The 20,050-nt window shown below is 74.0% G+C and carries 15 protein-coding genes; 5 read left to right on the top strand and 10 right to left on the bottom strand.

From position 1 onward, the window contains the following. Nucleotides 1-5 precede the first annotated feature (5 nt). From ABZ464_RS43845 to ABZ464_RS43855, 3 genes are read right to left on the bottom strand one after another with little or no spacing between them, the layout of a single operon-like run. Nucleotides 6-614, bottom strand: a complete 609-nt coding sequence (locus tag ABZ464_RS43845; protein WP_359287521.1) for a flavin reductase family protein — start codon at nucleotides 612-614, stop codon at nucleotides 6-8. Between the two features lie 54 nt (nucleotides 615-668). Then, nucleotides 669-1,109, bottom strand: coding sequence for an Lrp/AsnC family transcriptional regulator (locus ABZ464_RS43850; protein WP_359287522.1), 441 nt, complete (start codon nucleotides 1,107-1,109; stop codon nucleotides 669-671). 20 nt (nucleotides 1,110-1,129) lie between these two features. Beyond that, a complete protein-coding gene (locus tag ABZ464_RS43855; RefSeq protein WP_359287523.1) occupies nucleotides 1,130-2,479 on the bottom strand; it encodes a transaminase in 1,350 nt (449 codons plus the stop codon). A 447-nt stretch (nucleotides 2,480-2,926) separates the two neighbouring features. On the opposite strand from ABZ464_RS43855, the gene ABZ464_RS43860 reads away from it, so the two are divergent. Both ABZ464_RS43860 and ABZ464_RS43865 read left to right on the top strand, forming a co-directional pair. Further along, the gene (locus ABZ464_RS43860; RefSeq protein ID WP_359287524.1) at nucleotides 2,927-5,332 is read left to right on the top strand and encodes an NlpC/P60 family protein; all 2,406 of its coding nucleotides are present in this window, start codon (nucleotides 2,927-2,929) and stop codon (nucleotides 5,330-5,332) included. Between the two features lie 195 nt (nucleotides 5,333-5,527). Next, nucleotides 5,528-6,643, top strand: a complete 1,116-nt coding sequence (locus ABZ464_RS43865; protein WP_359287525.1) for a cytochrome P450 — start codon at nucleotides 5,528-5,530, stop codon at nucleotides 6,641-6,643. A 16-nt stretch (nucleotides 6,644-6,659) separates the two neighbouring features. On the opposite strand, the gene ABZ464_RS43870 is transcribed toward ABZ464_RS43865, so the two are convergent. Then, nucleotides 6,660-6,833, bottom strand: a complete 174-nt coding sequence (locus ABZ464_RS43870; RefSeq protein ID WP_359287526.1) for a hypothetical protein — start codon at nucleotides 6,831-6,833, stop codon at nucleotides 6,660-6,662. A 159-nt stretch (nucleotides 6,834-6,992) separates the two neighbouring features. On the opposite strand from ABZ464_RS43870, the gene ABZ464_RS43875 reads away from it, so the two are divergent. Beyond that, entirely contained in the window at nucleotides 6,993-7,667 is a 675-nt protein-coding gene (locus tag ABZ464_RS43875; RefSeq protein WP_359287527.1) for a methyltransferase domain-containing protein, read from the top strand. Nucleotides 7,668-7,899: 232 nt separating this feature from the next. Here the strand turns inward: ABZ464_RS43875 and ABZ464_RS43880 are convergent, their stop codons facing one another. From ABZ464_RS43880 to ABZ464_RS43905, 6 genes are all read right to left on the bottom strand, one after another. Then, complete coding sequence (locus tag ABZ464_RS43880; protein ID WP_359287528.1) at nucleotides 7,900-8,472, bottom strand: phosphatase PAP2 family protein; 573 nt, start codon at nucleotides 8,470-8,472, stop codon at nucleotides 7,900-7,902. Beyond that, nucleotides 8,465-9,811, bottom strand: a complete 1,347-nt coding sequence (locus ABZ464_RS43885; protein WP_359287555.1) for a diacylglycerol kinase family protein — start codon at nucleotides 9,809-9,811, stop codon at nucleotides 8,465-8,467. The genes ABZ464_RS43880 and ABZ464_RS43885 overlap by 8 nt, the downstream gene beginning before the upstream one ends. An 85-nt stretch (nucleotides 9,812-9,896) precedes the next feature. After that, entirely contained in the window at nucleotides 9,897-11,597 is a 1,701-nt protein-coding gene (locus ABZ464_RS43890; protein WP_359287529.1) for a hypothetical protein, read from the bottom strand. 145 nt (nucleotides 11,598-11,742) lie between these two features. Beyond that, entirely contained in the window at nucleotides 11,743-13,830 is a 2,088-nt protein-coding gene (locus ABZ464_RS43895) for a DUF1996 domain-containing protein (RefSeq protein ID WP_359287556.1), read from the bottom strand. 207 nt (nucleotides 13,831-14,037) lie between these two features. Continuing rightward, complete coding sequence (locus tag ABZ464_RS43900) at nucleotides 14,038-14,736, bottom strand: hypothetical protein (protein ID WP_359287557.1); 699 nt, start codon at nucleotides 14,734-14,736, stop codon at nucleotides 14,038-14,040. Between the two features lie 329 nt (nucleotides 14,737-15,065). After that, a complete protein-coding gene (locus tag ABZ464_RS43905) occupies nucleotides 15,066-16,493 on the bottom strand; it encodes an alkaline phosphatase family protein (RefSeq protein WP_359287530.1) in 1,428 nt (475 codons plus the stop codon). 214 nt (nucleotides 16,494-16,707) lie between these two features. On the opposite strand from ABZ464_RS43905, the gene ABZ464_RS43910 reads away from it, so the two are divergent. Together ABZ464_RS43910 and ABZ464_RS43915 are read left to right on the top strand one after the other, a co-directional pair. After that, nucleotides 16,708-17,352, top strand: a complete 645-nt coding sequence (locus ABZ464_RS43910) for a lipoprotein (RefSeq protein WP_359287531.1) — start codon at nucleotides 16,708-16,710, stop codon at nucleotides 17,350-17,352. Between the two features lie 147 nt (nucleotides 17,353-17,499). Continuing rightward, complete coding sequence (locus ABZ464_RS43915; protein ID WP_359287532.1) at nucleotides 17,500-20,004, top strand: SpoIIE family protein phosphatase; 2,505 nt, start codon at nucleotides 17,500-17,502, stop codon at nucleotides 20,002-20,004. Nucleotides 20,005-20,050 lie beyond the last annotated feature (46 nt).

The following is a 20,050-nucleotide window of genomic DNA, read 5'->3' on the forward strand; positions in this document are numbered from 1 at the left end:
AGAGGTCAGGAGGGCGGCCAGTCGCGGTAGGCGATCCGGGCGAGGTCGTGGACCTCTCCGACGGTGCCCCATTCGTCGCGGCCGAGCCGGGACAGGGGCCGCAGCCGCCGTATGTCGGGGTGGCCGTCCACGACGACGTCCTCCCGCACGGCCGCGTGTACCACCCGGCCGAGGACGAGGGTGGAGTTGCCGATGCCGAGGGTGGAGTGCAGCCGGCACTCGAGCGCCACGGGCGAGGCGGCCACGCGGGGCGGCTTCACCCGCAGCGAGGGCTCGCGTTCGATGCCCACGGCGTCGAACTCGCCCTCGTCGGCGGGGAAGTCGGTGCCGGTGGCGTTGATCTGCTCGAAGAGCGGCTCGGGCGCGAAGTTGACGACGAACTCGCCGGTTGCCTCGACGTTGCGCAGGGAGTCCTTGCGCCCGACGGAGGTGAACTGGACGATCGGCGGGTCGGTGCAGGCGACGGTGAAGAAGGAGTGCGGGGCGAGGTTGGCGGTCGTGCCGTCGGCGGCGAGGGTGGACACCCAGGCGATCGGCCGGGGGACGACGACGGCCGTGAGCAGCCGGTAGAAGGCTCCCGAGCCCAGGGACTCGGGATCGAAGTCAACGCGCATACCGGCCACCCTATGGCGCCGTCGTCGCGCAAGGTCGACCCAGGTCGCCCCTGGTCACCCCACCTCCCACAGGAACCGGTGGGTGTGGATGGCGAAGTAGGGGAAGGGCTGGACGCCGCTGACGCCTTCGACGGGCCGCACGGTGTCGTTGACGAAGTCGAGCAGGTCCTTCGCGGTGGGGCTGACCACCTCGGCGAACAGGTCGAAGCCGCCCGAGGTGAGCACCGAGTACACCACCTCGGGGTGGGCGGCCAGCGCGTCGGCGACGGGGCGCGGGTCGCCGTCGACGGTGATGCCGAGGAGTGCCATGGCCTGGCCGCCCATGGCCATGGGGTCGGTGACGCCGACGACCTGCACGGCACGGGAGTCCAGCAGCCGTTGCAGCCGCTGGCGGGCGGCGGAGGCGGACAGGCCCACCCGGGGGCCGAGGTCGGCGTACGCGATACGTCCGTCGGTCTGGAGTTCGCGCAGGATGGCCCGGTCGATGTCGTCCACGTCGTTCTTCCTCCCGCGGCTCAGCCGGCCAGTTCGGCCAGGGCGGCGGCGAACAGTTCGGTGTGGGTGTCGACGTCCCGCCCGGTGGTGTCGGGACACATCAGGGCCATGTTGTGGAACGGGGTGAGGAGGATGCCCCGGTTGGCGAGGTAGAGGTGGAGGAAGTCCTCCAGCTCGGGGTCGCCGGCGGCCGCGGCCTCGGTGCCCGTGCGGGGCGCGGGGTCGGTGAAGCGGTACTCCGTGCGGGCGCCGAGGCGGCTGACCGACCAGGGCAGTCCATGGGCCTCGACACCGGCGCGGACGCCCGCCTCGAAGCGTTCGGACAGCTTGTGCATACGGGCGAACGCCTCGTCCGTGAGGACGTGTTCGAGGGTGGCGCGGGTCGCGGCGACGGAGAGCGCGTTGCCGGCGAGGGTGCCGCCGACCCCGCCCATGTCGACGAGGTCCAGGTCGGCGCGGCCCAGCAGCCGGTCGGCGAGGTCCGCGGAGAGGCCGTAGGCGCCCGCCGGGATGCCGCCGGCGATGGCCTTGCCGATGGTCAGCACATCGGGTTCCAGGCCCCAGGCGGCGGTGCAGCCGCCCGGTCCGGCGGAGAAGGTGTGCGTCTCGTCGTTGATCAGCAGCGTGCCGTGCCGGCGGGTCAGCTCGCGCACACCCTCGAGATAGCCGGGATCGGGCAGGACGATGCCGATGTTGGTGAGCGCGGGTTCCATCAGTACGGCGGCCACGTCGCCGTGGGCGAGTTCGCGCTCGAGATGGTCCAGGTCGTTGAACTCGGCGACCCGGCTGGTGAGGGTGACGTCGCAGGGCGCGCCGACGTTTCCGGGGCGGGCGGCGCCGTGGCCGTCGGGGCCGGTCACGATCAGCGACTCGTCGACGCTGCCGTGGTAGCAGTAGCTGTTGACCAGGATCTTCGGACGGTCGGTGACGGCCCGGGCGAGGCGGATCGCCCAGCGGTTGGCGTCGGTGGCGGTGAGCGCGAAGCTCCAGCGGGTCGGGCCGAAGCGTCGGGTCAGCTCGGCGCCGACCCATTCGGCGTCCTCGGTGGGCAGCATCGCGGTCGCGCCGCCGAGGGTGGCGAAGCGGTGCTGGACGGCGTCGGCGACGGCGGCCGGCGAGTGGCCCGCCATCGCGCCGGTGTCGCCGAGGCAGAAGTCGATGTACTCGTGCCCGTCGATGTCCCGGACCCGGGCGCCCCGCGCGGACTCCAGGTACCGGGGGAAGGCGTCGGCCGTCTTGTTCATCCAGGTCATCGGCACCCGGCCGAAGAGATGCTCGGCACGCGCGTAGGCGTCCCGGGAGCGGGGGTTGCGCCGCTCGGCGTCCGCGCTCTCGCGGGCCAGGAGATGACGGAGTCGGGCACGGTCCATGGCACATCCCTGGTCGAATCGGGCGACTGAATGTGAGGAATCTACGGTCGTCGGCGCGGTTGCGGCAAGCAGTGACGCTCGATTCGATTGTCGCCACGATCGAATCGAGCGTCGGTCGGGGCGTCCACGGAAGCTCCCGGGACTGGTCACGGCGGCGATCGTGAGCGATCATGAACGGTGGCGAACCGGTCATTGCGGACCGGTGCGAAGAGGTGAGAGACGAAGGTCACGAATACGTATCGGACATTTAACGCTTCAATCTTCACACCAGTCACACATGTTGGTTAGGTTGACGCCCAGACCGCACGATCGACTCCGGCGAACAAACGCCGGGTCAGGCGGCCCAACAGCCCGGCAGGGCATTGAGCTTGGGGCACCCCCTCCGTGGGGTCGCCCGGATCCGCGGGCCGGTACGGCCCGGCGGAGCACGGAAGGAGTACGTCTTCCATGGCGACGGACGTCGGCGAGCCGAGCCGGGCGGAGGTCCAGCAGGCGGTCAACGCGCTGTACGACCGTGCCGAGAGCGACACCGGGAAGTACAACGTGACGCGCGCCCAGGCCGGCGGGCGCCGGTCCGGTGTCTCCCTCGCGCGCGGCGGGCGCGGGTCCGACCCGTCGACCGACGCCATGACCCGGAAGTGGTTCGACGTGGCGCGCGGCAGCATCGGTCCCACCGTGGCCGCCGCCCTCCCGGCCGACCGGATGCCGGCCCGCCCCATCGGCGGCCCCTCCGGTCCCCGGGTGCCGAAGGAGCTGGAGGAGGCGTTCGAGAAGCGGGCGCCGCTCGCTCTGGAGTCGGGCCGCCGGCTCGAACTCGAGGCGCCCGCACGGCAGGTACCGGAGCTCCCGGCACGGCCTGTCGCCGCCCTGCCGCCCGCGCCCCAGCCGATGCCCGCGGCCCCGGAGCCCGCACCGCGGCAGCCGTCTCAGCCGTCCCCCGCGGCGACCATGGCGATGCCGATGGTGCCGCAGCAGATGACACCCCAGCCGATGGCGCCTCAGCCGATGGCAGGGCAGCCGCCGATGGCGCCGCAGCCCGGAGCAGCGGCTCCGCCGATGGCAGGGCAGCCCATGGCCGCCCAGCCCATGGCGGCCCAGCCCATGGCGGCCCAGCAGATGAGCCCCCCGGCCACTCCCGTGGCGCGGCCCGGGGACACCGCGGCGCAGCAGGCGTACCGTGCCGAGGCCACGGCCGCGTGGGCGGGTCAGGGCACGTCCTCGCAGCCCGTCCTGAGCTCCGACACGGGCCCACAGCCGGTGGTGGGCGGCGCGGACGGGATGCCCGAGGCCAAGATCATGACTCCGGGGGCCGGCAAGGCCGCGGCCAGGGGCGGCAGGCCCGCCCCCGCCTTCCCGAACACCCAATTCGGCACCCCGAAGCCCGCGTTCAGCTTCCCGATGCCCGAAGTCGACCCCACGACCGGCACGTTCATCCTCCCGGACTTCGACGCTCCGGCCCCCGCGCCGACACCGGCACCGGCCCCCAGCGCCCCCGCGCCGCAGGCCGGCCCGGGTACCGGTTCGTTCGCCTTCCCGATGCCGGAGGCCGGCACCGCCACACCGGCCCCGGGCACCCCGATGCCCCAACAGGGCCCCGGAACCGGCTCGTTCACCTTCCCCATGCCGGACGCCGCCCAGGCACCCGCACCGGCCCAGAACGGCCCCGCGAGCGGTTCGTTCACCTTCCCCATGCCCGGTGCCGGCACCGCCACACCGGCCCCGGGCACCCCGATGCCCCAACAGGGCCCCGGAACCGGCTCGTTCACCTTCCCCATGCCGGACGCCGCCCAGGCACCCGCACCGGGCCCCGCCACCCCTGCCGGCGGTATTCCGGTCGCCGGGGCCGGTGCTCCCGGCGCGGTCTTCCCGCCCTCCGAATTCGGTGTCGCGCAGCCGCCGTTCAGCTTCCCGTACCCCGAGGCGGCGCCCTCCGCCGGTGCGCCGATGGCCCAGGCCGGCCCCATGACCGGCTCGTTCGCCTTCCCGATGCCCGACGCGGGCATGGGCACTCCCCCGGCCGGTACCCCGATGCCGCAGGCCGGTCCCGGGACGCCGCCGAACGGCACGCTCATGCCCGAAGCGGCCTTCGCCGCGCCCGCCGCCGGCTTCCCCGCTCCCGAGCTCGTGGGTGCCGCCGCCATGACCGGTTTCGCGGCTCCCGCGGCCACCATGGCCGGACCGATGCCGGGGATGGCCGCGGCGATGCCGGGGATGCCCGGAGCGATGCAGGCCATGGCTGCCCCGGCTCCGGCCATGTCCGCTCCGATGCCGGGCATGGCTACCCCTGTTCCCGGCATGGTGGCGCCGGCTCCGGCCATGGCCGCCGCGCCCATGGCCGCACCCATGGGACCGTCGATGAGCGCGCCGCTCGCCGAGCCGGCCTTCGCGACCGCCGCGCCTGCCCCGGCCCCCGCGCCCATGCCCACACCCGCAGCCCCCATGCCCGCACCCGCCCCCGCTGGCCCCACCTTCGCCGGCACCGGCACCGCCTACCTCGGCAAGGCCGACAAGGCGCTCGCCTTCGCGCGGGCCCAGATCGGGCGGCCCTGCCTGCCGGGCGCGACGGGACCGGAGTCGTACGACTGCTCCAGCCTCACCCAGGCCGCCTGGCGGGCCGCCGGGGTGACGCTGCCGCGGGTCGCGATCGACCAGGCGAAGGCCTTCACCCGGGTCGGTCTCGACGAACTCCGCCCCGGCGACCTCGTGTTCTTCCACGACGACCTCAGCCATGTCGGCCTGTGCACGGACGTCGGCATGATGATCCACGCCCCGGGCCCCGGCGCGGCCATCCGCGAGGAGCCGATCACGGCCGTCGGCGAGGGCACGGTACGAGGCGCCGTACGGCCCGCGTGAGGTGACGGACCCGGAGCCCACCGGGTCCCACCCCGCTCCCCCGCCGACGGAGCGCGCATGGCCGGAAGAAGGCCGTCGCGCGGCCGGTCGCCGCCCTCACACTGGTCTTGCGGTGTGACGGAAGGGGGCCCGGTGGGGGACGCGCGGGAGAGCGTACGGAAGGTGGACCGGGGACCGGGGCCGCCCGGCTGTCCGATGAGCCGTGCGGCGGACGGAAGCTGGGTCGTGCACGGATACCCGGCCGCCCGTGAGGTGCTGCGCAGCACGGACACGGTCCAGGCCGGGCTCGGGATCGAGACCGTGGAGAAACTGCCCCGGCGGGTCCGTCGGCCCGTGCTGTACCAGGACGGGCCGGAGCACCGGGAGCAGCGCCGGCAGACCGCGCGGTTCTTCACGCCCCGGCGGGTGGACGAGCACTACCGCGCGCTCATGACCCGGGTCGCCGTGGAGCAGGTGGCGGCGCTGCGGGCGGCCGGTACCGCGCAGTTGTCCGACCTTAGCTTCACCATGGCGATCGAGGTGGTGCGGGAGATCATCGGGCTCACGCACAGCCGCCCGGGGCTGAAGCGGCGGCTGGAGCGGTTCTTCCCCGAGGAGTTCGGGCAGCCGGGGCTGACCAGCGTGCGCGGCCTGTACTGGGCCGTACGGGGGAACGCGAACTGGCTGGCGATCCATCTCGCCGACGTCCGCCCCGCGATCCGCGCGCGCCGGCGCCGGGAGCGGGACGACCTGATCTCGCATCTGCTGGCCGAGGGCTGCTCGGACGCCGAGATCCTCGGCGAGTGCCTGACGTACGCGGCGGCGGGCATGGTGACCACGCGGGAGTTCATCTGCGTGGCCGCCTGGCATCTGTTCGGCGATCCGGGGCTGCTGGAGCGCTACCGGGCGGCGGCCGAGGCGGAGCGGCTGGCGCTGCTGCAGGAGATCCTGCGGCTGGAGCCCGTCGTGGGGCGGCTGGCGCGCCGGGCCACCGCGCCCCTGACGGTCGGCGGGACGCCGGTGGCGGCCGGTGAGCTGATCACGGTGCGCGTGGACGAGGCCAACGCCGACCCGGAGGTGGCGGGCGAGGGCCCGTCTCTGCTGCGTCCCGGCCGGGCGATGGAGCTGGGCGCGGGCGCGGCCGGGCTCGCCTTCGGGGATGGCGCCCACCGCTGTCCGGGCGCCTCCGTCGCCGTACTGGAGGCGGACGTCCTGCTCAGTCGGCTGTTCGCGCTCGACGGGCTGCGGATGACCGGCGAACCGCGGGTGTCGTTCAAGGACGACATCGGCGGTTACGAGATCAGGAACCTGGCGGTGACCGTCCCGGCGTGACGTGCGGGCGACCGCGTCAGCGCATCACGGAGCCGGTGCGCCCCTGTGCTCTGCGGGCGTTGTTGTAGGCGCGCAGGAGGAGTTTGGAGACCGCGCAGGGCGACATGTCGACATGACACTGACGGCAGGTGCGGGTGTGCTCCTCGTAGGCGGCGCGGGCCTGGTGCAGAGCGTCCTCAGGAGAGGGCATGGGGGGTCCTCCGAACGAAACGACGGGTGGGTCAGGACGGACCTACTGGCGAGTAGGTCCGCGTCGAAGGAAAGTGCACCATGTTACTGACGGTAGCGGAAAATGGGATTCCGGCCGTTTCGGGAAGGGTCCGCGCCGGCCCCCGTCCGAAGTGCGAAAATGCCCGGGATCCGCTCACCACGAGGCAAAGGGGCCGACTTGGCAGGCGAGGACGAGAAGCGGCGCGCGGCGGCGGTGTTCGACGCGCTGGGGTCCGGCTACGAGAAGGCGTTCGCGCACTCGGAGGCGCACCGCAGGTCCCTGGAGTGGCTGCTCGGGCGGCTCGCGCCGGGCAGCGCGGTTCTGGACGTCGGCAGCGGCACGGGCCGGCCGACGGCCGCGACCCTGGTGGCGGCGGGGCACGACGTCCTCGGCGTCGACGTCTCTCCGGTCATGGTCGGGCTCGCCGGACAGCAGGTGCCCGGGGCGCGCTTCCGGTGCGCCGACGTACGGGATCTCCCGCTGGAGGAGGGCTCGTTCGACGCGGTCTGCGTCTACTTCTCGCTGCTCCAGATGGACCGCGCGGAGCAGTCCGGGCTGATCGCCCGTCTCGCGCGGGCGCTCCGCCCCGGCGGCAGTCTCGTGCTGGCCACCGTGCCGCTGGACGTGGAGGGCGTGGACGCGGTGTTCATGGGCCGGCCGGTCCGGGTGACCAGCTTCGCCGGGGAGGAACTCGTCGGGGTGGTCCGGGCGGCGGGACTGACCGTGCTGGCCGAGGAGGACACGCTGTTCACCCCCGACCATCCGGAGGCCGTGCCCGAACCCCACCTCTTCCTGCACTGCGGCAGGGACTAAGGCCTGTCGTTTGGATCAGGCCGCAGACGCGGGGGCTGGCACGCGCATCTGCCGCGTTGTCGTCGGTTGCCGACGCTCCGCGTCGACGCCCTCCTCCGCCTTGCAGCTGCACGCACCAGACCCCGCTCACCGGCTCCGAACAGACCCGTCGATGTCATGCGACCTGATCCAAACGACAGGCCCTAGGGGCGTACCGCGGCAGGGACCGGGCACCCGGGCCCGGCGTGTCCGCTCAGCGTTCCGCGCGGGCCGCCAGGGACAGCACCAGGGCCGCGGAGCCCGTGCCGAGGAGCGCGCCGGCGATGACGTCCCCCGGGTAGTGCACGCCGGTGTGCACCCGGGAGTAGCCGACCGCACAGGCGAGCACGCCCAGCGGGACGGCGGCGGCCGGGAGCGCCGGGCCCACGGCGGCGGCGAACGCGACGGCCGAGGCGGTGTGCCCGGACGGGAAGGACGCCGACTCCGGCATGGGCACATGACGGCCCGGGAACGGCGAGTCCTCGGCCCGGTGCGGCCGCCGACGCCGTACGAGCCGCTTGCCGACCAGGTTCGCGGTCGCCGAGGCCACACCGATGGCGGCCACGCCCAGGAGGGCGGCGCGACGCGAGCGGCCGCCGCGCAGGGCCAGTCCGGCGGCGACCGCGAAGGACAGCTTGGAGTGGTCGGCGGCCGCGGAGAGCCGGCGCAGCGCGGTGTCCAGGGTGGGGGTCCGGGTGATGGTGACCGTCTCGTAGAGCGCCTGGTCCAGGGTGGCGAGATCGCGGACCAGGTGCGGGGTGACGGGCTTCGGCAGGCGGTCAGACATCGTAGGCATCCTTGATCGTCCGGGGGTCGTGATGGCCGAGGGCGAGACGCACGATGCGCCGCCAGTCGACCGTCGGTGGCGCGTAGGCGGCGCCGGGGCGGTGCCGGGGCACGCGCACCCGGAGCACGCTGGGCCGTACGCTGCACACCACCGGCGTGGGCAGCTCGAGCGCCTCGCCGTCCACGGCCACCGAGATGCGGTCCCGGTCGGCCTCGACGACCACGCGGTGGGGCGTGAGCGTGGTGATGCCGCTGGCCCGTTCGCCGAGCAGGGCGAGTTCGGCGGCCTGGGCGGCGCCCTCCACGCGCACGCCGATCACACCGAGCAGACCGGCGTCCAGCCGGGGGCGCCGGCCGCCGCCGAACGGATCGGCGCGGGCGTAGGCGTTGTTGCTGACCAGGAGCGCCTGCGGGGCGTGCAGCAGGGTGTCGTCCGCGCGGACGTCGAGAGTCGGGCCGGCGCCGCCCTGCAGCAGGTCGGGCAGGTACTCCAGGGCGGTGGCGGCCTTGGCCTCGCGGTACTCGGGGTTCTGCACGATCTCCGCGTACGCCCCGAAGGAGACGGTGTTGACGAACGCCCGCCCGTCGACGTCCCCGAGGTCCACGCGGAGTTCGACGCCGTGGGTGAGGGCGTCGAGGCTGAGCGCGGGGTCGGTGCGGTCCAGGCCGAGATCCATGGCGAAGTGGTTGCGGGTGCCGGCGGCGATGACCATGAAGGGCACGTCGTGTTCGGCGGCGACGGCCGCCACGAGCGCCTGGGTGCCGTCGCCGCCCGCGACGCCGAGCAGGTCCGCGCCCTCGGCGACGGCCTTGCGGGCCTCCGCGACCGGGTCGGTCCAGCCCTCGCCGGTGCCGAGCAGGACCACCCTGGCGCCCAGCGCCTCGGCGCGCGCGACGAGGTCGAACTTCTCGACCTTCCCGCCGCCCGAGCGCACGTTCATGATCAGGACGGGCCTGCGGGGCGGCGGGGTGCGGCGGCCGTGGGTGCCCTTGGGGCGCCGCAGACTGCGCAGCGACTGGCGGGCCGAGGCCAGGGCGGCTCCCCACAGGGCCAGGGCGCCGACCGCGACCACCCACAGTCCCGAGGTGGCGTACAGGACCAGTACGCCCACGGGCGAGGTGACGGCGATCACCCCGCCGACGATCCGGGCGCCGCCCCGGCGGGCCAGCATCCACCAGACGCCCGCCCCGGCGAGGGCGAGACCGGCGAGACCGGTGAGCAGGACGACCCAGCCCCCGGACCCGGCGCCGCCCGCCACGACCGCCGCGCAGCCGAGGACCAGGAGCAGGGCGAGCCGGGCCCATCTGCGCGCGCGGGCGACGGCGTCCTGGGCCGTCATCCCCGCGGTCCACTTCGAAAGCGTCTCGTTCACCGTGCGCCCGCCATGTTCCGGGTCCCCTTCGAGGTATCTGGACAGCAGTCGGTCAATTGTCCATGGCACAGCAACCCGGCGTGACCGCCGGGGCGTTGGAAGACTCCAGACGGCAGAAGCAGGACGCCCGGACGGGTACGTCGGCCAGCGCCGCCGCGAGTTTCAGCTGCTGGGCGACGATCCGGGCCTCGGCGTCCTTGCCCTGGCGGACCAGGCACTCGTGGAAGCCGTGCAGCGACCACACGTTGCCCGGGTGCTGGGAGGGCCGCGGCAGGGTTTCGTCGAGCCCGAGGTCGGCGCGGTAGACGGCCTCCGCCTCACCGACCCGGCCCTGCTCCAGGAGCAGGGCGCCGTAGGCGTGCCGGGTGGGCTGCATCCAGCCCCACGGCTCGTCGTACGGCAGGTCGTCGTCGAGGGCGATCGACCGTTCGAGGGCGGCGAAGGCGAGGTCGTGACGGCCCTTGCGGTACTCCAGCTCGCCGTCCAGCATCGCGGAGGCGATCGCGAGGATGTCCGCGCAGGTGTTGTTGAACAGCATGCGGGTCTCCTGGACCCGCCCGACGGCCGCCCGGAACCGTGCCCGTTCGGTCTCGGCCTCCGGCACCCGGCCGGTGGCGGAGAGGGCGACCCCGCGGGCGTAGTGCAGCAGCGCGGTGGTGAAGCTGTAGAGCGCGGCGTCGGCGGGGAGCGGCAGGGCGAGGATGTCGTCCCAGCGGCCGAAGCGGATCAGGACGTGGAACCGCATGCCGAGGAAGGCCTCCAGCCAGTCGGCCATGGGCGGGCTCTCCACCCGCAGCAGCTCCTCCGGGATGGTGGCCTCCAGACGGTCCACGGTCTCCAGGGCCGTGCCGCACTGGCCGAGGAACATCGCGCCGTAGATCTTGAAGTGGAGGTTGTGGCACCGGTACAGCGTGTAGAAGTTCATCGGGCCGGAGCGGGCGAGGGCCTTCGCGTCGGCGGCGATCGCGGCGGAGTTGTCGGTGACGACCCGCCGGTAGTCGCCGCAGAGCACGTCCAGGTGCGAGGGCATGTGCTGGAGGTGCCCGGCGTCGGGCACCAGCCCGCGCAGCCGGTCGGCGACCCGGAGGGCGGCCTCGGGGGTGGGCGACATCTCCATGAGGTGGACGTAGAAGTGCAGGACGCCGGGGTGCACGTCCGCCGCCGGAGCGGCGAGCGCCCGGTCGAGCACCGCCTCGGCCTCCCGGGTGCGGGCGCCCTCGGCGGGGCGGCCGGTGCGCACGTCCCACAGCTGCCAGGGGGTCAGGTTCATCAGCGCGTCGGCGTAGAGGGCGGCGACGTCGAGATCGTCGGGGGCGAGCTCGTGGACGGCGCGCATGGCGTCGGCGTACGGCTCGTTCCACACCGTGCAGTCCGGCGCGGGCCGGGTCTGCGGATAGCGGGCGCGCAGGGCGCCGATCAGCGCCCGCTCCACGGGGGTGGTGCCGGCGGCCTTGGCGTGGGCCAGCTCCACGGCGGCGTGGGTGCGGGCCACGGTCCGCTCGAGGTCCTGGCCGTCGAAGAACTCCCAGGGCTTGTTGTAGTTGGGGCCGAGGGCGTAGGCGATGCCCCAGTACGCCATCGCGCAGTCGGGGTCGGCACGGGTCGCCGCCTCGAAGCAGACCACGGCCTCCTCGTGGTGGAAGGCGTACGACCACACCAGCCCGCGGTCGAACCACAGCTGGGCCTGGGGGGAGGAGGTCGTCACGGGCCGGCCGTGGCTGCCGAGGTCGTAGTAGTACTCCACGGATTCCATGGTGCTCCCATCGTCGCGCTGCGGCTCGGGCGACGTATACCGCGCGGACCGGTGCCGGGGCGGTGGCTTCGGGGCGGGAGCACCCGTACGGGGTGAGAGGCCCGTCGGCGCTGCGACGGGCCCCTCTGCCGTGAACCGGTGTGTCTCAGGCGGTGCGGCGGACGTTCCGGTAGAGGACGACGAACCCGGCGATCACCAGAAGGCCGCCGGCGGCCGCGGGCCACAGGGAGCCGCCGGTCTCGGCGAGGCTGCCCGAGACGGCCTGGGGCTCGGTCACGTTGCCGGTGTCGACCGGGGGCTGGGCACCGCTGTCGGCGGGCGCCCGGGTGGCGCTGTCGGCAGGGGCCGCGGTGCCGGTGTCGTCGGACGTGTCCGCCGGGGCCCGGGACGCGGGCGGTGCGGTCGCGGCGGTGCCGACCTCGCCGGCCGGCTTGCCTGCGCCGGCCGGGGCGGAGATGGCCGCCTTGGGCGCGTCGACATCGGGCTTGGTGTCCTCGCGGGTGCCCGTACCGGCCGAGACGCCGCCGTTGCCGCCGTCGCCCTTCGCGGGCTCCGGGTCGGCGGGCTCGGTCACCGGGGACTCGGGGGCCTGGGACTGGGCCGGGGGCTGCTGCCCGTCGTCACCCGAGGTGTCGTCCGAACCGCCGCCGTAGCCGCCGTTCGCCCCGCCATCGGAACCGTTGCCGGAGCCGTTGCCGGAGCCGTTGCCCCCGCCAGTGCCGGAACCGTTGTCCGACCCGTTGCCGGCGCCGTCGTCCGAGCCGTCGTCACCGCCGGCCCCGTTGCCGCCGGACCCGTTGTCGCCGGACCCGTCGCCGCCCGTCCCGGCGCCGCACGTCCGGCCCTCGTTGATGCAGTCCACCATCTGCTTCATCAGGTCCTCGTCGAAGACGTTGATGAAGTCGCCGTGGTCGGTGACCGGCTTGTGCAGCTGCTCGGGGAAGGAGTCCACGGCGAACAGCGGCGTCGTACGGCCGCCGTCGGCGAGGCTCGGCGCGTCCACGTCGTAGACGATGCGCTGCACCAGCTGCGGGATGGCCTCGAAGCCGCTCGGGCAGGTGCCGTTCGGGGCGGCGAAGGCCACGTGGGTGCGGTGGTTGGCGCTGTCGATGTTGCTGCCGTCCCAGCAGCTCTGGAAGCGGAAGGTGCGCACCACGTCACTGCCGGACGGGCACAGCGGGTACTTGTCCTTCAGCTGACGGTCCTCGAAGCCGGTGCAGCTCCAGGAGGCGTTGGCGTTGGCCGGGCCGTTGACGAAGGCCTTGGCGTCGCCGGTGATGATGCGCAGCAGCCGCGGCATCCCGGTGACCTTGGAGACCGGGTTGCCGACGAAGGTGAGCGTGACGTCCTTCGGGGTGACGATCTCGCCCGCGTTGCCCTCGACGCCGCCGCCGGGGCTCTGGGCGTCCTGCTCCTCGGTGCCGTTCTGCAGCCGCAGGACCGGCCAGTAGTACGTGGACCTGTCGCCCTGGTCCACACAGCTCGTCTCGGCGTTCGCCAGGTCCTCGTCGGAGGCGAAGGCGGTGTTCGACTGGTTGCCGATGTAGTCGTGGAAGTGGTGGGCGCCGTTGCTGACACCGGGGGCGACGATGACGTTGTCCGAGTTGAACAGACCGTTCTCGTTCACTCCGCAGCTGGTGACGAAGGTGCCGCGGGAGGGGCCGGAGCGGGGGTCGAGCGGGAGGGAGGCCGGGACGGTCCTGATGTCGACGTAGTCCCCGGCGACCGGACCGTTGCCCGCCTGGCCGCCGTTGCCCTGCTGGCCGTTCTGACCGGACTCCTGAGCCGAGCCCTGTCCCTGACCTGCGTTCTGCCCCTGCGCCTGGCCCTGCTGCTGTCCCTGCTGTCCCGGCTGCTTCTGCTCCTCGGTGATGCGCAGGGAGCAGGCGGCCAGGGAGTCCAGGTCGTCCGGGCGGTCGCCGTCGCGGTCGATGGCCTCCGTGATCCGGCCGATCGTCGCGCCGCGCTTCTCCTTCAGCGGGTTCATCACCGCGTTGTCGGCGAAGCCGGGGTCCTGCCGTACCGCCTGGGCCTGATCCTGGAGTTGCCGGTAGGCGGCGGCTATCTGCTGGTCCAGGGCGGCGAGTTCGCGGTCGACCTCGGGCCGGGCGCCGTCGGGAACCGTGGTGAGGCTGTTGCCCACGTCGGGACAGTCGATGGTGACCGAGCCTCCGCCGGTCAGTTCCACCGTGTCGCCGTTGGAGGTGGCCGAGGCGTAGACGTTCACCGCCATCAGCCCGCCGCCGCCCAGGATCAGGGCGACCGCGGCGAAGGTCGCCCGCCGTCCGCCCGTCGGGCGTCTGCGTCTGTTCTGTACCAAGGAGTGCTCCTACGCGAACTCGTCGTCGAATCGTCGGCGGCCTGGGCATGGAAATCCCCTGCCCCATACGCAGCCGGGCGCGAGAGCGTTCAACCGACGCACGAAATTCATAGCAAGATCTCAGGTGGAGCGCCCCGGCCGGCCCTCCAGGACCGTGGCGGACAGGAGCGCCGGTGTCTTGAACAGCCGCCTGAGGTGGGCGCGTTCGTGGTACAGACCGAGGACGACGGCGGCGGCGACGGCTATCAGATGCTCGCGGCCGGCCAGGTTGGGCTTGGCGATCGACTCGACGACCATCGAGCCGCCGGTGAGGAAGAACACTACGGGGGCGCGGCGGACCACCGAGAGATAGGTGAACAGGCCCACGACGGCGGCCGAGGGGCCGGTGTCGAGCACCTGTCCCGCCTCGGGCGGCAGTCCGAGCCCCCACCAGCCGGGTCCCAGCGCGATCATCACCCGCACGGTGAGGGTGCCGGCGAGGGTGGCCGCGTAGGCGACGGCGAGGGTCCTGAGCCGGCCGAGGGCGAGTTCGGCCAGGGCGAAGGCGAGGAAGAGCTGGGTGATGCCCGCCCAGACCGGCAGGTCGAGGGCGGGGACGTACAGGGAGACCGGGGTGCGCAGCAGGGCCAGCCACAGCGGGAGGTCGCCCTGGACGCCGCCGAGGATCCGCACGATGGTGGCACCGGTCGGGTGCTGGGCGATGGCGTGGAAGAAGATCACGCCGCCGCAGGCGACGAGCGCGAGCAGCAGCGCTCCGGGGCCGCGCCGGCGCAGCTGCCGCAGGGGGTCGACGACGATGCCGTACAACTCGTCGCGCAGCGTGCGCCCGACGAACGCGGCCGCCCGGAACGGGACGCTGCGGCGCGGGCCGCCCTCGCCGTGCCCGGCGCGGCCGGTGCGGCGCCCCTCCCTCTCTGGACGCAGGATCACCAAGGGGTCCCCCAAGACAACTCATCGCTCGGACGTCCGTGTCCGGGCCGGTCGGAACAGTTCCCCCTCCGGTCCGCGGCGGGATCGGCGCACGTCACCGAAGGGGGCCGCGACACCGGCGGGTGGGCCGGTGTCGCTCCTGTGAAGACGCGAGGAGGGCCTGCCAGGATCAGTCCGACGCGGGGTGCGACTGCACGCACCCGAACGGCGACGGAGCGTCACACGTGCGGTCGGCTCCCCGGCTCCTGCCGTGGGAGCGTCTGCGCCTCGCCCGGGAGGGTGGGTGCGGGCAGGGTGGCCACCGCCTCTTCCGCCCGCGCCAGCCGTTCCGCGGTGTCGGCGGGCAGTCGGGGTGCGCGGGGGCGGGCGGCGGAGAAGCGGAAGGCGGAGGTGAGGTCGCCGAAGGCGGTCCGCCGCCAGGCGCTGATCTGGGGCTCCTCGACCCCCGTGAGCCGCTCCAGGAACCGCAGCGAGGAGGTGTGGTCGAAGGGCTCCGAGGCCACCCAGCCGCCCACGGTCCAGGGCGAGACGACGATCGCGGGGACCCGGAAGCCGCCGCCGACGGGCAGGCCCCGGACGAACTCGTCGGGGGTGCCGGGCGGCGGGGTCGGCGGGGGTACGTGGTCGAACAGGCCGTCGTTCTCGTCGTAGGTGAGGAGGAAGGCCGTCTTGCGCCACACCTTGGGGTTGGCGGCGATCGCCTCGATCTTCGAGGCGACGAAGTCGGCTCCGGCGGCCGGCAGGTAGTCCGGGTGCTCCGACTGGTGGCTCGTCGGCATGATCCAGGACACGGTCGGCAGCCGGTCCGCCCGGGCGTCGTCCTCGAACGTCCCCTCCGGTTGCGGCCGTACGCCCCGCTCGTACAGCTCGGAGCCCGGCAGGGCGTCGCGGAACACGGCGAACTGCTCCAGCATGTTGCAGGCGTAGTCGTCCTCCTGCTGGTACACCTTCCAGCTGATCCCGGCCGTCTGGAGCCGCTCGGCGTACGTCGTCCAGCGGTACGGCACGGGCGCGGTGTTGTTCGTCACCGGACCGCCGAGCGTGCCCCCGGGGTCGAGGGTGCCGGTCATCCACAGCAGGCGGTTGGGCCAGGTCGGGCCGAGGACCGAGCAGAAGTAGTGGTCGCAGAGGGTGAAGGTCTCGGCCAGCGCGAAGTGGAAGGGGATGTCCTCGCGGGTGTGGTAGCCCATGACGTAGGGGGCGTTGACGCCGTCGGCCTGGCGGTGGGCCGACAGCCAGCGGTCCATCCTGCCGCCGTTCCACGCCTCGTGCTGCACCGACCAGGCGTGGCTGGTGGAGGGGATGGACTGGGCGCTGGTGGTGCGGGTGTCGAGGTGGAAGGGCAGCAGATGGCCCCGGGGGTTCTCGGGGTCCGGCTGGTGGAAGACCGAGAGTCCGGTGTCGAGGGTGAGCGCGTCCGGGTCGGCGAAGCCGCGTACCCCGGACAGGGTGCCGAAGTAGTGGTCGAAGGAGCGGTTCTCCTGCATCAGCAGGACCACGTGCTCGACGTCGGCGAGCGAACCGCGCGGGGGCGGTCCGGCCGCGACGGCCCTGCGCACGCTCGGCGGGAGCAGGGAGAGGGCCGCGGCGCCGCCCAGCGCGCCCGCGGCCGAGCCCAGGAGTCTGCGGCGGGTCGGCTCGGCCACTGTGTCCCCTTTGTCGCGCGGTGTTCCCGATACGGCCATGGGTGCCCGGCCGGGCGGTGGGGGTGACGGAATGTCACCCGCCCTCACCCGAAGGCCGGAACAGCGCGGGACGCCGCACCGGACGGGCGCGGCCGTATTTCGGTACGGGACCGCTGACCTCGCGCGTTACAGTGCACGACCGACGTCGAGAGGGGACTGCGCGGTGCGGCACGGGGTGGGGAACGGACGGCGGGGGCTGGCCCTGGCGGTCCTGCTGACGGGACTGGTCGGCGGTTGCTCGGCGGGGGACGGGGAATCGGTTCGGGCCGGGGACGGGGCGTCGGCTCGGGCCGAGGTCGCGCGGCGGGGGACGAGTGTCGGCGCGGCGGGGTCGGCCTGCGAGCTGCCGGTCACCTTCGACGTCGCCGAGTCCTGGAAGCCGGAGGCCGTCGACGCCGAGACGGAGCCGGCGGGCGTGAGCGAGGACCTGGCGGAGCTGGCCGACGCGTTCCTGCGCCAGGGGCCGGTCACCATGGCCTGCGAGATCGACGCCAAGCCCGCCGGGCACATCGGCTTCCTGCGGGTGTGGACCGGCGAGCCGGGTGACGCCGGCGCCCGTGCCGTGCTGGAGGAGTTCGTCGCCGCCGAGCGAGGGGCCGCCCGGGCGACGTACCACGCCTTCACGTCGGGTGACGTGACCGGCGCCGAGGTCGAGTACGTCCTGCCCGGCATCGAGGAGGTGCGGACCGCCCGCGCTCTGGCCGTCGTCACCCCCGACGGCCCGGTCGTACTGCATCTCGGCGGCCTGGACGGGGAGGAGCACGCGGAGATGCTCCCGGCGTACGAGCTAGCGAAGACGACCCTGCGCACGACGGCCTGACGCCACCCGCGGTGCGTGCCCCGTGACGCCACCCCGGTGCGTGCCCCGCACGGCCTGCCCGCGCCTTGGTCCGGATGCACATCCCGGCAGGTGTGGCGCATTCTTGCTGTGTCGCCCACGCGGCGGCGCACGGACGAGGTAGGGCCGATGACTGGGAGCGCCGGTGACGAGCGGAGGCCGTCCGGGCCGCCGCCCGCCCTGCTGACCGCGGCCGCGGTCGACGCGCTGCGGGCGGCGGACGGGCGTGCCGGGGGCGTGTACCTGCGCTCGCGCGCTCCCGGGATGATCCGGCTCGCGGTGCTCGCGGGGCTGCCCGGCCGGCTGTTCCGGCCCTGGTGGCGGGTGCATGTGGACCGGCCGTTCCCGGTGGTGGACGTGCACCGGACGGGCGTACCGGTGGTGCTGGCGAACGCGACCGAGGCGATGCGGCGGTATCCGCAGCTGGCGGCGGGGCTGCCGTTCCAGTTCGGTTCGCTGTACGTCCCGGTCGCGGCGCGGGGGCGGTCCTTCGGGGTGCTGATCGTGCTGCGGGCGGCGGCCGCCGACGCGGCGGAGGTGCTGGTCGAGCGGGAGCGGCTGGCGCGGGTGGCGGACGGTCTCGCGGCGGAGCTGGTGCGGCTGGAGGCCGAGGGCGCGCCGGTCACCTGGGACGAGGAGCCGGTGTGCGTACGGCCGCCGGCGGCGGGGCCCGCGCCGGGGCGGGTGGGACGGTTCTCGTGGGACCCGGCGTCCGACACCGTCGACGCCGACGAGCGGGCGCGGGCGCTGTTCGGGCTGCCGCCGGGGGATGTCCCCGGCACGCTGGAGGCGCTGGCCCGGGCGGTCGATCCGACGGACGCCCACCGGCTGCCCGACCTGCTGAAGGAGACGGCGCGGGGCAGCCCGCCGCCGCTGCCGCTGGAGGTGCGCACCACGGAGGGCGGGCTGCGGCTGCTGGAGCTGTGGGCGGCGGCCGAGGGGCCGTCCGGGTCCGTCACCGGTGTCCTGCTCGATCCGGGGGCCGGCGCCCTGGCCGACGGCGCGGCGGATCTGCTCCCGGAGGGCGTGTTCTGCGTCGACCGGCTGGGGCTGGTCGTGTACGCCAACGCCCGGGCCGCGCACTTCCTGGGCGTGGATCGCGCGGAGCTGGCCGGCCGGCCGCTGTGGGAGGCCGTGCCCTGGCTGAACCAGCCGACCTGTGAGGAGCATCTGCGGGGCGCGCTGCTGTCGCCGGAGCCGGTGCACTTCCATGTACGGCGGCCCGCCGACGGCCCGCGCGTGTTCGAGGGCGACTGGCTGAGCCTGTCCGTCTACCCCGGCCCGGACCTGCTGACCTGTACCGCCGTCCCGGCGAACCGTGTCCCGCCCGACGCGGCCCCCGAACCGGTGGACGCCGAGGTCCCGGCGCCGGACCCGGCCGCGCAGACCGCCCCGCTGTACCGGCCGATCGTGCTGGCGATCGCGCTGACCGAGGCGGTGACCGCACGGCAGGTGTCGGCGGTGGTCATGCAGGAGCTGCTGCCGGCGTTCGGCGGCCGTCGGCTCGCGATCTACCTGCTCCAGGAGAGGCATCTGTTCCTGGCGTGGGAGAGCGGCTTCCCGGAGGGCTTCCTGGCGCCGTTCGAGGGGGTGGGCCTGGACGCCCGGCTGCCCGGGGTGGAGACGCTCACCACCGGCCGTCCGCTGTTCTTCGACTCCATGCCGCAGCTGGCGGCCGCCTACCCGGGCATCGAACTCGACGCGAAGGAGGGCGCCCGTGCCTTCCTGCCGCTGATCGCCTCGGGCCGGCCGGTCGGCACCTGCATCCTCGGCTTCGACGTCCCGCGCAGCTTCAGCCAGGAGGAGCGCACCGTGCTGACCGCGCTCGCCGGTCTGATCGCCCACGCGATGGAGAAGGCCCAGCGCTACGACACCGAGGCGGCCCTCGCGCGCGGGCTCCAGCAGGCCCTGCTCCCCCGGCGGTTGTCGCAGCACGCGCGCGTGGAGACCGCGGGACGCTATCTGCCGGGCACCGAGGGCATGGACGTGGGCGGCGACTGGTACGACGTGGTGGAGGCGGGCGACGGGCTCGCGCTGGTCATCGGGGACGTCCAGGGGCACGGGGTGCAGGCGGCGGCCACCATGGGGCAGCTGCGCAGCGCGGTGCGGGCGTTCGCGCTCGGCGACCATCCGCCGCAGGAGGTGATGTCCGGTACGAACCATCTCCTCATCGACCTCGACCCCGGCCAGTTCGCCAGCTGCTGCTACGTCCGGCTGGATCCGGCGACGGGCCGGGCGCGGGCGGCCCGGGCCGGCCATCTGCCGCCGCTGCTGCGCCGGCCCGACGGCCGGACGACGGCGGTGGAGCTGCCGGGCGGGGTGGTGCTGGGGGTCGACCCGCGCGCCCGGTACCCGGTGACGGAGCTGCGGCTGGAGCCGGGCGCGATCCTGGCGCTGTACACGGACGGGCTGGTGGAGCGGCCCGGGCACGACATCGACGACGGGATCGCCGCCCTGCGCACGGCCCTCGCCGAGGCGGGCGACGGGGACGTACCGGGCGGCGGGTGTTCCCTGGGGGAGGTCGCCGACCGGCTGACCTCCTCGGCCCGGCAGGCGGCGGACCGGGCGGACGACATCGCGCTGCTGCTCGCCACGCTCCCCACCGACCGGGAAGATCACGCAGGGAGAGCGTGACCGACCCGTCCTGTGACCCTGTGTGACGCCTCTCGCCTCATGGGGC

It is taken from the genome of Streptomyces sp. NPDC005820, assembly GCF_040630255.1.
GTDB lineage: Bacteria > Actinomycetota > Actinomycetes > Streptomycetales > Streptomycetaceae > Streptomyces.